The following is a 13,175-nucleotide window of genomic DNA, read 5'->3' on the forward strand; positions in this document are numbered from 1 at the left end:
ATAAAATTTTCTATTGTACTTTTTGGAGGAATTTAATTGCAGTCTCAACGTTTATTTCAACTAGCTATGGCTTCTGCTTTAGCAACAAGTGCGATTATTATCGCACCACCCGCACATGCAGTATCATTTTTTCCTGATATTAACCCAACCAATGAAGAAGGTAAGGCTATTATTCAATTAGCAGAGCGTGGCATTATTTCAGGCTATATGGATGGGACATTTAAACCCGCTAATCCTATTACACGTACACAGGCTGCGAAGATTTTAGCAGGTATTTTAAAGTTAGATACAGTTCACGTAAAAAATCCCCAGTTCAAAGACATCAAACCTGGCGATGAAAACTACGGAGCCATTGCAGCATTAGCAAATGCTGGCATTATTAATGGTGCAAATGGTTATTTCTACCCTACTCAAAATATAACTCGCGAGCAAATGTCTAAAATGATTGCGAAAGGCTTTGGATTAATAAGTACGAGTAACACGCAATTACCATTTACAGACGTTAAAAAGGGGAATGAATTTGAGCCTCATATTAGAGCATTGTTTGCAAATGGGATTACCAAAGGAACATCTGCAACGACTTTCGGCCCAAAAAGCAATGTAAAGCGCTCTCAGCTGGCTGCTTTTGTTGTACGAGCTGAAAAGTTGCTAGGCAATGCAACCGTCTATGCAAGTCAATTTAAACAGGACTATATTTTTGCTTCTTATGGTGGTCTTGAGCCAGCAGAGGATATTTTCACATGGAATGAAGAGGAAGATATGACAGAGTCTATCACGATTACCCCTATAAAAGAAGGTACGGGTAAATTAGTGATTACTGGATTGACTGATGATTCAGAGGACTTTATTGACATTTTTTATTTAGTACATGTCAAAAATGTAAATGGTAAGCTGAAGGTAACACTTGAAGAAGTAAAAGAAGATGATTATATCGAAAATTTACCACTCGATTTGTCTGAGAGCAAATTACCATTCATACCAACAGAGGTGACGGTTCAAAACGCGAATGGACAGCCACTCGCTTCAAATTTCTATAACTTTAATCAACAAGATCAAACACTGTCCATCTCGCAAAATGGACAATACATTGTTAGATTTTCAGATGGGACGCAACAACAAAAGATGGCCGCAGATGTGTATTCCTATGATTTTGTTCGCAGCATTGATTTATATCATTTGACAGATGAATTAATACTGACAGCGCAAGAATTACCTTTCGAACCAACACATGTAGCACTCGAAAGCTTTGGTTTTGAGCCAGTGCCTGTAAAAGCGACAATTCTTGACGGGCAACTACATATTACGCCAAAAGCTGAAGGTCTAGCGATTCTCCATTTAACAGGTAAAAACAATGAAACAGCATACCTTTATATTGAAAGTAAAAAAATTGCTGGACACTGGGCCTTTTTAGTGACAGAGGTTGAGGATGAATTTTAAATAACGTGAAATGCCAGATGAACATTATGATTCATCTGGCATTTTGTCTTTCGAGCGTATTTGCAGTTCAGGGGTACGTTCTAGTTGCTCTATAAATTTTCTCGTCTTAAACCGAATACCGGTTTGTTCTTCATAGATGGTTGTTATAATTTTTTTAATGAAATATTTTGTTTCTTTTTTTAGTTCTATTTTTCCAATTTGGTCGATAGGAACAGTGTAGAACATCCTGATAAGTTTCAGCTGTGTTGGCGTTAAGCGAATGATATAGGGGTCATGCTGATAACAGCGATGGCATAAGAATCCTCCTTGAGCAAAGGAAAAAGCGAATTCCCCATCTACTGCGCCACACGCAGCACAGGCATGTAAAATAGGTTGTACACCTGTATAGGGCAACATTTTCCATTCAACAAATAGCGTAATAGCTTCAGGATCATAGCCATCCTCAATTGCTTGTAGTGCATGTAGTAAAACATCGAACGCAAATGGCTCTGGCTTTCCTTCTTCCACAACTCGCTCCACTAATTCCATAATATAGCTAGCATAAGCAGTAGCCATAATATCCTCACGAATATGGCGCATTGAATTTAAATGTTCTCCCTGTTGCAAAGTTCCCATGCCTGTATGATGTTGTACCATAAACATCCCGTAGGTAAAGGGTTGCGTGATGGAAGCCAATCTACTAGAAGGTTTTTTTGCCCCTCTAGCCATCGTAGCCACTTTACCAGCTTCCCGAGTTAGCAAAATAACAATCTTATTAGATTCCCCATAAGCGCGAACCTTTAATACAATCCCCTCCCATTTATGAAGCATAATCCCCCTCCTTTCTTAAAAGAACTATCCATGCAAAGAGAGCTGCCCAAAATAATTTTGGACAGCTCAAAAATAAAAATGATCAAATACTTCTAGATCCTTTTGTGCCTACAAGAAGAAGTTAACCTAAAACCGTCACGTCAAAATTTGGCGTCTATTCCTGATTCAACGGGCCATGTTCGCGAACGTTACAATTCATTGGCTAAGCCAGAAAAAACTTAATATTCATCGTCACGGAATCCAAAATCGCGTAAATGTGTAGCTTTATTACGCCAATCCTTTTGCACCTTTACCCATAGCTCTAAATAAACTTTAGACCCTAGAAGCATTTCGATATCCTTTCGCGCACGTGTCCCTACTTCTTTTAGCAAGGCTCCACGTTTTCCAATAACTATCCCTTTTTGAGAATCACGCTCCACAATAATTGTAGCCGCTACATGAATTTTATCCTCATTTTCTTCATCACGACGAATTTTATCAATTACCACCGCGATAGAATGGGGAATTTCTTCACGCGTTAAATGTAGGACTTTTTCACGAATAAGTTCAGATATAATAAATCGTTCAGGATGATCTGTCACTTGATCGGCTGGGTAATACTGAGGTCCTTCTGGTAAATACTTCGCCAATGTCACTAATAAATTTTCAACATTATTGCCTTGTAGCGCAGAAATCGGTACAATCTCCGCAAAGTCATAGCGCTCTTTATAGCTCTCAATAATTCCCATTAGTTCATCTGGATGAATGGCATCAATTTTATTGATGACCAAAAAGACAGGTGTTGGGTTTCCTGCTAGCATTTCTAGAATAAATTCATCACCTTTACCGAGTTTTTGCTCAGCATTAACCATAAACATAATAACGTCTACTTCACGCAATGTGTTTTTAGAAACCTTCAGCATGAAATCGCCTAGTTTATGTTTTGGCTTGTGAATACCTGGTGTATCAATAAAAATCATTTGGCTATCATCTGTTGTTAGTACGCCTTGCACTTTATTTCGTGTTGTTTGTGGCTTATCACTCATGATCGCAATTTTTTGGCCAATGACACGATTTAAAAATGTCGATTTGCCAACATTTGGACGACCAATGATGGAGATAAAGCCTGATTTATAGCCATTTTTAGTTTCCTGCATTCTCTAAATCCTCCGTCGTAAATGCAAACGGTAGTAATTCGCCCACTGACGTTACCGTCACATCACCTTTTAAATTCGTTAAATAAACAGGCATAGTTGGAGCACAAAACTCCATCATGACCTGGCGACATGCTCCACATGGGGCGCATGGTCCGTCTGTATCAGCTACAATGGCAATGGCCTCGAATTCGTAAATCCCCTCCGATACTGCCTTAAAAAACGCTGTACGTTCAGCACAATTTGTCATACTATAGCCTGCATTTTCAATATTACAACCGTGAATAACCTCTCCATCTTTAGTTAGTAGAGCTGCCCCTACTTTAAATTTTGAATAAGGAACATAGGCTTTTTCACGTGCCTTTTTTGATTCTTCTAATAATGCATGCATATCCACTGTCATCTATACTAATTCTCCCTCACATTTATGGTTTATTTTCAATTAGAAGACACTCATTTCCATTAAAACCATTTTGGCAGAAAGATGAGTAATCCGATTATAGCACTGAATAGCGCAAATACAAGCACTGCACCTGCTGCAATATCTTTTGCTTGCTTAGCAAGCGGATGTATCTCTGGGGAAGCTAAATCGACTACCCGTTCGATAGCTGTATTCATCATTTCCAGCGCAAACATTAGTGCTATTAATAGTAGCACAATATACCATTCCATACGAGATAAACCTGTCAAATAACTAGCCAGTATAACAATGATTGCACTTACTATATGTGATTTCAAATTTTGTTCTTTACTTGCAGTTATGATGCCTTCAAAAGCATAGCCAAAAGATCGCAAGTATTTTCGAAAATTCATCTAATCTCTACCTAAGCCATAAGTTTGGAGAATCTCATCTTGCTTTGCAAACATCACTTTCTCTTCTTCTGGCTCCATATGGTCATAACCAAGTAAATGTAAAAAACCATGTACAGCTAAAAAGCCTAATTCTCGCTCAAAGGAATGATTATATTCCTCTGCTTGCTCTTTTGCACGATCAGTCGAAATAATGATATCACCTAATACACGTGGCATACCTTCAAACGTAACTTCCATTTCCCCTTCCCCTAGCTCCTCTAGTGCAAAGGAAATGACATCTGTTGGCTGATCTTTGCCACGATATTCACGATTAATATCTTGAATTGCCTTGTTCGTTACAAACGTCACCGAAACCTCTGTTTCTGGCTCAATATTTTCTACACTTGCAGCATGCTGTAATAGCTTTTCAACAAGTTCGATATGCTGTGCTCCCACTTCATTTGTTTCATCCGTAAAATCAATTGTTAAAATCATAGATCCTCCTACTTATCTGCCTTTGGATATTCAATACGTGAATGGAATATCCCATTCAACGTTTCACAAAGTACTCTCTCTATACATTTTAACTCTTTTATTGAAATATCGCATTCATCAAACTGATTATCTTGGACGCGATCATCGATAATCGCTCGTACTAGCTTCTGAATTTTCTCTGCATTTGGCTCTTTCATAGAACGTACTGCTGCCTCGACACTATCCGCAACACTTATAACAGCTGCTTCTTTTGTTTGGGGTTTGGGCCCTGGATATCGGAACTTTGCCTCATCAATATTTTTTCCTTCTTCCTTTGCTTTAAACAAGAAGAATTTTAACAAACTTGTACCATGATGTTGTAAAGCGATATCAATAATTTCTTGAGGCATTTTATAACGTTTTAACATATTGGCACCATCTGTCGTATGAGCGATAATAATCTCTGCACTTGTTTCAGGTGGTAACGAATCATGCGGATTGATGCCCGACATCTGATTTTCGATGAAAAAGGAAGGTCGTTTGGTTTTACCAATATCATGATAATAACAACCTACACGTGCTAATAAACCGTCAGCACCAATCTCTTCACACGCAGCTTCCGCTAAGTTCGCTACCATCACACTATGATGATATGTCCCTGGAGTTTCCATTAATAATTTTTTTAATAATGGATGGTTGGGGTTGGATAGCTCAATTAAACGCAAAGATGAAAGCAAACTAAACGCCGATTCAAAGAATGGTAAAAGTCCCATCGTTAATGCCCCTGAAAGCAAGGCTGATAACATCGCCGCTATTAAGTAAAATGCTAATTCTGGTAAGCCATAGGATGATTGTGTCATTAATAAATAAAACGCGATAAATGCCATGTTTACAAGGGAAATCACACCAACCGCATGTAAAATATGTGATCGTTTTTCCACACTACGCAAAAAGAATAGGCTTGCAAACCCTCCGAAAATGATATACAGCGTAATTTCCATTTGCATAACTGAAGAATAGCCTTCTTGAAAAATTACTCCTGCTGAAGCAGCTGTCATAACTGTAATTAATACGGCTGCTCGCTCATCTGCTAGCAATCGAACAAGCATCGTCGCTAGTGCTGTCGGGAATAAAAAGGCAATCGTCACATCAAAGCCACTAGAAACTAAGCTAATAAATTTCATTAGCAAAATAGACAAGCTATAAACAATCACTGTCACTAACAGTGCATTACGTTTTTTTCGTTCGTTAGTTTCCCAACGCTCAAATAAAATATACATAAACATCATTTGTAGTAGCGTTAAAATAATAAGCCCTGCTATCGGCTTCAAGGAGGCTTTATTACTAACCATCCCTAACAGCTCTAATTGTCTAAAAGCCTCATTGTCAATAATTTGGCCTTCTTGAACAATAATCTGACCTTGTAAAATTCGTGTCGGCTCTACACTTTCTTTGGCCTGCTGTTTTCGAATCTTTGTTTGTTCTTCGTTAATTGTTTCGTTTTCAATAATGCTTGTACGTCCTATTAACACGACTGTATTGAATATTTTATCAGGATATCCTCGTTGCCCACGAATCTTTGTCTCAAAATCATTTTGTGCAACAAAGACATTCTCTGGTCTGATGGATTTTTGTAAATATTCCTCTACAAATTTAGATAATTGCGTACTTGTTCTAGTTAAATCATCTTCACTTTGTACTAATAGACCTTCCAGCTGAGAATCTGTAAAAATTAACGGCATCTGGTCTTCGTCAATGGATTCAAATTTTTTTCGAAGCTGTGTAACCTGGTCTGCAATAGGAATAGGTTCCTTACTATTTGCAACATCTTTTTTCACTTCCAAAACATAATCAAATAATGATGTTACAATCGCTGCTCTTTGCTTGGCGACATCCTCCGAAAATTGATAGACTGAATCCACTGCATTGGCAGCTTTTTCTCGCTCTAGCTGTGTTTTATAAGTGTCTTCAATCGTTTTAGTAGATCGTACGGTTTCAGGCGCAAGCTGTAATGGTTTGAAATCATATGTAACTCCTTTAACATTGCCATACATGAACCCAAATTGTAGGCCACCTGTTAAAATGAGAATGATGATAAGAAAGTAGCGAAAACCGATAAGCTCTGTAAATTTTCGAAGTTGTTTCTCCATCTGGCACCTCCTCTATCTACCTACTATCATACCAATTCAACATACATTTTTCTCGAAAAATGTATAAGAAAGCAAAAAACAGCTATGCATCTTCGCATAGCTGTCACATTTTTTTCCATATTTTGATTAAATTCGTGGTTTAGGTTTTAACTATACGGATGTTTTAAACCTCGTTACCCCTGTCGCTTCGCTTTCGGGGCAGACTTTAAAACCTGTTGCCCCTGTTGCTTCGCTTTCGGGGCAGACTTTAAAACCTGTTGCCCCTGTTGCTTCGCTTTCGGGGCAGACTTTAAAACCTGTTGCCCCTGTCGCTTCGCTTTCGGGGCAGACTTTAAACCTCGTTGCCCCTGTCGCTTCGCTTTCGGGGCAGACTTTAAACCTCGTTGCCCCTGTCGCTTCGCTTTCGGGGCAGACTTTAAACCTCGTTGCCCCTGTCGCTTCGCTTTCGGGGCAGACTTTAGAATTGCTACGCAATTCTAAAGTTGCTGTTCTTCGTAGGCTTGAATGATTTTGGCTACGATTGGGTGACGTACGACATCGCCTTGTTCTAGTACTTGGAAATGAATAGATTTAACATATTTTAATGTACGTTCTGCTACAATCAAGCCAGATTCTGTATTTTTGGGTAAGTCGATTTGCGTTTTATCACCTGTGATGACCATTTTAGAGCCGAAGCCTAGACGAGTTAGGAACATTTTCATTTGTTGATGTGTTGTATTTTGTGCTTCATCTAAAATAACAAAGGCATCATCTAATGTACGGCCACGCATATAGGCTAAAGGGGCGATTTCAATCGTTCCTCGTTCAATTAGCCGCTGTGTTTGTTCTGAGCCGTAGATGTCGTTTAAAGCGTCATAGAGAGGTCGAAGATATGGATCAACCTTTTCCTTTAAATCTCCTGGAAGAAAGCCTAGAGACTCTCCAGCTTCAACAGCAGGGCGAGTTAAAATAATTCTCTTAACATGGCCGTTTTTAAGTGCCTGTGTTGCCATGACTACCGCTAAATACGTTTTCCCAGTACCGGCTGGACCAATACCGAAAACAACGTCTTTATGACGGATTGCTTGTATGTATTCTCGTTGACCAATTGTTTTTGCACGAATTGACTTACCTTTCGTTGTGCGTGCTATTTCTTCATCATATAGTTCTGCAAAATACTCGATTGTTCCTTTTTGTGTCATTTCAATAGCTGTTGTGACATCACGTTGATCAATATTAATTCCTTTGCGAATGACCTTCAATAAAGCATGCAGAAGAAATGTTGCCTGTTCCTTAGCATTTTCTTCACCCGCAAGTTGAATTTGTTCACCACGCGTAATGATATGAACATTAAGCGCTTCTTCAACTAATTTCATATTTGCATCGGAAATACCTAGTAGCATAACCGCTTCATTTGGATTATCCACCTGTAATACAGTTAACTGTTCTGACATAATCATTCTCCTTGTAGGCCTTGTATTGGACTTGCAATGTTTTCATTGACTAAAAATAGAACTTTCCCTTCAACTGTACCATTCCCCCACTTTGCCTGTAAAAGGTTTTCTTTCTTGATGATTGTTTTTGCAGGTAACGAGCGTAATACTTTTTCATGCAATAAAGGAATCAGCAATGACTCAATTTTCGATTCATCCAACTCTACTTGCATCGTTTTCGTCTGTTGCTCCTCTACAATTGAAACATAGGGAGATAGCCAATTCGGTAAATCCTTTCTTTGTACATAATCCACCTTTTCCTCATGTATACCCTTTATCAACACTCGCCATTGCTTTTGCTGCAAGGTTTCCACGGTAATTTTTGTTGGAATTTTAAATGAACATTCAAGCCAATAGTCTGCATAAACCTCTCCCTTCGCCCCTACAAAAACTTGATCTGTGCCACTTTCTAATACACCACTTACGAGGACGTCACCCTCGTAGGCTGTATCATTTACTGAAATTTTTCGCTCGCCATGCTGTATATTAAAGTGTGTAATGACACCACTTTTCGTTGCTACTATATGGGAGGCTAATTTATCAGTTGTTTGCTCTGTTTGTTTAGGTGATTCTTGTGGTCTCAAAATTACTCGTCCGCCATGTTTATCAATATGAACCCATGATAGCTCTCGGTGTTGCTCTAACAGCTTTTGTCGTATAACCGTATTGGAAGGTAACTTTTTTTGAGATAAAGGGGTTTCTAATTGAAAGGTTTCATGAAAGGTCTTACCTAAACGCTGCTCTAGTTCTGGTGTTGCAGCTTCTATGTCCACTCGCCATATGACTTGTGCACAAAGAATTGGAATAGCAATCATAAAGGCTAAGCCCAATAAAGTCCAAATTTGCGCTCGAAAAACTTGAAGCTCATCTGCATAAAATACAGCCATTTTTAAGCGAAAACGTCTTCGTACACGGCGAATTTTTGGTAGATAATGCATCGTTGTTTCAAAGGAAACTTCCTGCTCACGAAAGACAACACGCTTTAATGGGACATGTTGAGCGTGCAATGCTTGAATAAAAGGATGAACATTTTCATGACGCTTTATACGTATAATAATTGGCCGATTATTCCACATTTTTGCTCACACCCATATTCTTTGTCATTTTCATATGAAGCTCCTGTAGATTGTCAACAGTGAGATGTAGCATTTCTTCTTTGAGCGCATTGATTGTCACTGAATCCGCATTGACAGTAATATGATAATCTGCATAGACAAACGAACAGGTCGTCGCATCTGCATGAATAAAACGGTAGGGTCCAATAATTTTTAATGATTCGTATTCTAACAACTCAAGTAGTGGCGTTAATTGAAATAATTTTTTCATAAAAAATGCCTCCTTCTTCGGCAATATATGCATCGAAAAAGGAGGACATGCTAGTTATTTTCTTTTTGATTTCGGTGGCCCTAATATTTCAGCCATCACGATTGCTTGCATAAGATCATTTTTAGATTGAGGTAGTTGTAAAGTCGAATTTGTGCCAACTGATTGCACTTCTTTTTTTCCAGCAGCTAATCGTCCTCGACCTTCTCGATTAGAAGAACGGCTAGGGATATCTGCTGGAATGACAGCTGGAGCAACATAGCTTGGTATTTCCCTTTTCACTTGTTCTTCAACAAATTTTTTAGGCTCCTCGACTTTCTCATTTTCTGGAATCCAATCTCCTATAAATTCTCGTGCAAAATCTTCAAAACTCTGTGCTTTCCCAGTACGATGTGGTGCTTTCTCCGTAACTGGAGGCTCCACCACGGTGTCTTTATTAAAAGGAGGCATCTGCTTCTCAGGCTTTTTATTTTTTGATTTTCCGAAAATAGAGCTGACTATGGCTATTATGGCGAAGATTATTAACTGTTCCATATGTTAGTTTCGCTCCTTTCCGTTATTAAGCATTGGGTTCATTTTTTTCAGGTTTATCTGTGCTCACTTTTGAAATCGAATCGCGCATCGCTGTATCTGCTTGGATATTGCGATAGTTCATATAATCCATAATGCCAAGATTACCAGAACGTAAGGCTTCAGCCATCGCTTGTGGTACTTCCGCTTCTGCTTCTACTACTTTTGCCTTCATCTCTTGAACACGTGCAATCATTTCTTGCTCGTTTGCTACAGCCATTGCACGACGTTCCTCAGCTTTTGCTTGCGCAATGTTTTTATCAGCTTGTGCTTGTTCAATTTGTAATTCAGCCCCGATGTTTTTACCGATATCTACATCCGCAATATCAATGGATAAGATTTCAAAGGCTGTTCCTGAATCCAAACCTTTAGATAAAACCGTTTGTGAAATCATATCTGGATTTTCTAATACTTCTGTATGACTAGTAGCCGAACCAATTGTAGAAACGATCCCTTCCCCTACACGGGCAATAACTGTTTCTTCACCAGCACCACCGACTAAACGCTCGATGTTGGCACGCACGGTAATACGAGCCTTTGCTTTTACTTCAATCCCGTTCATTGCTACACCTGAAATGAAAGGTGTTTCAATAACTTTTGGATTAACAGACATTTGAACAGCTTCTAATACATCACGCCCAGCTAAATCGATTGCTGCACAACGTTCAAATGACAGCTCAATATTGGCACGGTGAGCCGCAATTAAGGCATTCACTACACGGTCAACATTACCACCTGCTAAATAGTGACTCTCTAACTGATTAATCGTTACAGGTAAACCTGCTTTATGTGCTTTAATCAACGGATTAACAATTCGAGAAGGGATTACACGACGCAATCGCATCCCAATTAATGTAAAAATGCTCACACGTACACCTGCTGCTAATGCAGAAATCCACAATGCAACGGGTACAAAGGTAAAGAATACCGCAAGCACAATGAATAAAATAACTAGTCCAGCAATAGGACCAATCAAAGCTAAATCAAAACCCATTTTCTATTCCTCCATCTCTTTATCTGTTTGTCTCACAACAATGCGTGAGCCTTCAACTTTAATAATTTCTACATGTTGATTGGCATCGATATAGCCACCTTCTGATACAATATCAATGCGTTCACTACCAAGTACCATTGTTCCAGATGGACGAAGTGGTGTAAGCGTTTTCCCAATTTTTCCTAACAGTTCTGTGCGATTCACATTGGATACATACCCTTCTTCTGTCGTGGTTGCATCCATTAACACAAGCCTGTTTAAGACATGCAGTTTTTTTCCGAAAAATTTCATCAGAATCACCATTCCTATCATCGCTATCACAAGCGCAATGAGAATTGCTACTATCATTTGCATCATATTTGCACCTGCCAGTATCAGACTTAGTACTATTAAGACACCACCTAAAATACCAACAATTCCACCGGGGACAAAAAACTCTGCAATTAAAAGGGCTAAGCCAACAATAAATAACAATAATGTTTCATATCCCGCAAAGCCGGCCACCATATGTCCAAAGAAAAATAAACCAAGTGCTGATAAGCCCATTATACCTGGAACACCAAATCCTGGCGAATAAAGCTCCATCACAAGTCCTAAGCTAGCGATAGACAATAGAATAGGTACAATGATGGGATTTGTAATAAAACGAGCTAACTTTTCAGAAAAGGTTGGTTCAATGGGAACAACATCACTACCATTCAAGTTGGTTACTTCTAAAAGCTCCTGAAAATCTTTAACCGTCCCTTCAGAATATTTAACCTTTGCTGCCTCTGAGGCTGATAGGGTTAACAAATTCTTTCCGCCAGCACGGTATTCTGGTAGTTCATAGTTGGTATCTGCCATTGCTAATGCATACTTAGGGTCGCGCCCTGACGTTTCAGCTGCTGCTTTCATTTGTGCAAGCCAAGCGCTATTGGCCTTTAGGTCGGCTGCATTACCTGCTGAATCGATAACTGCCGCTGCACCGATTGTTCCATTTGGAACCATGTAGATCTCATCCGCATGTAAGGCTAAAAACGCTCCTGCTGAGTGCGCATCCTTATTAATATAAGCGATCGTTTTTATTTGCGTTGCATCCATAAGCATGGCGATATCGCTTGCTGCATTCACAAAACCGCCAGGCGTATGTATTTCTAAGATAATCGCCTCTGCATTGTTTTCTTCAGCCTCTTTAAAAGCTCGTTCTAAAAATGCATGAAGTCCTCGCTCTACTTCATTATGAATCGGAACATGATAAACCTTATTACTGGCAAAAGCCGAAGTTAATGGAAACGCTAACAAAAAAGTCATCCATATCACTAGTAAATAGCTGAGGATTCTCCGTTTTAGCATCTTTTTCCCTCCCTTCTAACATGCCTCTCCTCTGTATATACGGTCAATCATGCGAAAAGTTTCACAAATCTTAAAAAATTTATTAATTATTTATCATTCGATCTAATGCCAATTACTAACACTTAGTATGTGCAAAAAAGCCGAATGAATCAAAGTGATTTCATTCGGCTTTTTCATATGTACGTAAAGTTGAGCAATGTAAAATACCTGAAATTAATCAAAAATGTGATTAATTTCAGGTATAACTTTGTCTGCTCAGTGAATCATACAATTGCGTGTTATGAACGTAGGGATTTTTAATGGGAAATTAAATTACCACTTACGTTTACGTGCAGCTTCTGATTTCTTTTTACGTTTTACGCTAGGTTTTTCGTAGAACTCGCGCTTTCTAACTTCTTGAATTGTACCACTTTTTGATACAGTACGTTTGAAGCGGCGAAGAGCATCTTCAAGCGATTCGTTTTTGCGAACGACAGTTTTTGACATCTCTCTTTCCCTCCCTCCGAACACACGTCAATACACAATTAGGCAAATCACCTTCTGTTGTGTACTAAAAAATTATATCGTATTGTCTAATAATGGTCAATAGAAAGTATGCGAAATTATCAAGTGAATTTTTGGTTTTATTTTTGCTCGAATTATTCATACACAATTCGCCCACAATAAAAATAATTACATTTTCCTAACA

At 38.8% G+C, this 13,175-nt stretch carries 14 protein-coding genes; 1 reads left to right on the plus strand and 13 read right to left on the minus strand.

Features of this window, described 5'->3' with window-relative positions; all coding sequences use genetic code 11:
* Positions 1–36 precede the first annotated feature (36 nt).
* Positions 37–1,437, plus strand: a complete 1,401-nt coding sequence (locus C7B89_RS16175; RefSeq protein ID WP_115674103.1) for an S-layer homology domain-containing protein — start codon at positions 37–39, stop codon at positions 1,435–1,437.
* Between the two features lie 24 nt (positions 1,438–1,461).
* Here the strand turns inward: C7B89_RS16175 and recO are convergent, their stop codons facing one another.
* The 13 genes from recO to rpsU all read right to left on the minus strand — a co-directional run bounded on the left by recO (position 1,462) and on the right by rpsU (position 12,973).
* On the minus strand, positions 1,462–2,247 hold the full coding sequence (recO, locus tag C7B89_RS16180; protein ID WP_048392194.1) for a DNA repair protein RecO: 786 nt from the start codon (positions 2,245–2,247) through the stop codon (positions 1,462–1,464).
* Between the two features lie 218 nt (positions 2,248–2,465).
* On the minus strand, positions 2,466–3,383 hold the full coding sequence (gene era / locus C7B89_RS16185) for a GTPase Era (RefSeq protein ID WP_004227129.1): 918 nt from the start codon (positions 3,381–3,383) through the stop codon (positions 2,466–2,468).
* The gene (locus C7B89_RS16190; RefSeq protein WP_115674104.1) at positions 3,370–3,783 is read right to left on the minus strand and encodes a cytidine deaminase; all 414 of its coding nucleotides are present in this window, start codon (positions 3,781–3,783) and stop codon (positions 3,370–3,372) included. Before C7B89_RS16190 ends, era begins: the two co-directional genes overlap by 14 nt.
* Before the next feature lie 59 nt (positions 3,784–3,842).
* Positions 3,843–4,193 (minus strand): diacylglycerol kinase family protein, encoded by a 351-nt coding sequence (locus tag C7B89_RS16195; RefSeq protein ID WP_004227121.1) that lies wholly within the window; start codon positions 4,191–4,193, stop codon positions 3,843–3,845.
* Positions 4,194–4,667 carry an rRNA maturation RNase YbeY gene (ybeY, locus tag C7B89_RS16200; protein WP_054550100.1) on the minus strand — a complete coding sequence of 158 codons (474 nt, stop codon included), beginning with the start codon at positions 4,665–4,667 and terminating at the stop codon, positions 4,194–4,196. It lies immediately after the preceding gene.
* Between the two features lie 8 nt (positions 4,668–4,675).
* Complete coding sequence (locus C7B89_RS16205) at positions 4,676–6,796, minus strand: HD family phosphohydrolase (RefSeq protein ID WP_115674105.1); 2,121 nt, start codon at positions 6,794–6,796, stop codon at positions 4,676–4,678.
* A gap of 476 nt (positions 6,797–7,272) precedes the next feature.
* Positions 7,273–8,229: a PhoH family protein gene (locus C7B89_RS16215; RefSeq protein WP_016994096.1), complete on the minus strand. Its 957-nt coding sequence runs from the start codon at positions 8,227–8,229 to the stop codon at positions 7,273–7,275.
* Positions 8,230–8,231: 2 nt separating this feature from the next.
* Positions 8,232–9,344 carry a sporulation protein YqfD gene (locus C7B89_RS16220; protein WP_048392191.1) on the minus strand — a complete coding sequence of 371 codons (1,113 nt, stop codon included), beginning with the start codon at positions 9,342–9,344 and terminating at the stop codon, positions 8,232–8,234.
* Positions 9,334–9,594, minus strand: a complete 261-nt coding sequence (locus tag C7B89_RS16225; RefSeq protein ID WP_048392190.1) for a hypothetical protein — start codon at positions 9,592–9,594, stop codon at positions 9,334–9,336. The genes C7B89_RS16220 and C7B89_RS16225 overlap by 11 nt, the downstream gene beginning before the upstream one ends.
* A gap of 54 nt (positions 9,595–9,648) precedes the next feature.
* Positions 9,649–10,125: a hypothetical protein gene (locus tag C7B89_RS16230; RefSeq protein WP_115674107.1), complete on the minus strand. Its 477-nt coding sequence runs from the start codon at positions 10,123–10,125 to the stop codon at positions 9,649–9,651.
* Between the two features lie 25 nt (positions 10,126–10,150).
* The gene (gene floA / locus C7B89_RS16235; protein WP_054550097.1) at positions 10,151–11,155 is read right to left on the minus strand and encodes a flotillin-like protein FloA; all 1,005 of its coding nucleotides are present in this window, start codon (positions 11,153–11,155) and stop codon (positions 10,151–10,153) included.
* Positions 11,156–11,158: 3 nt separating this feature from the next.
* On the minus strand, positions 11,159–12,487 hold the full coding sequence (locus C7B89_RS16240; RefSeq protein WP_115674108.1) for an NfeD family protein: 1,329 nt from the start codon (positions 12,485–12,487) through the stop codon (positions 11,159–11,161).
* 312 nt (positions 12,488–12,799) lie between these two features.
* Positions 12,800–12,973 carry a 30S ribosomal protein S21 gene (gene rpsU / locus C7B89_RS16245; protein WP_004227078.1) on the minus strand — a complete coding sequence of 58 codons (174 nt, stop codon included), beginning with the start codon at positions 12,971–12,973 and terminating at the stop codon, positions 12,800–12,802.
* Positions 12,974–13,175 lie beyond the last annotated feature (202 nt).

The organism is Lysinibacillus capsici (genome assembly GCF_003367505.1).
Lineage (GTDB): Bacteria > Bacillota > Bacilli > Bacillales_A > Planococcaceae > Lysinibacillus > Lysinibacillus capsici.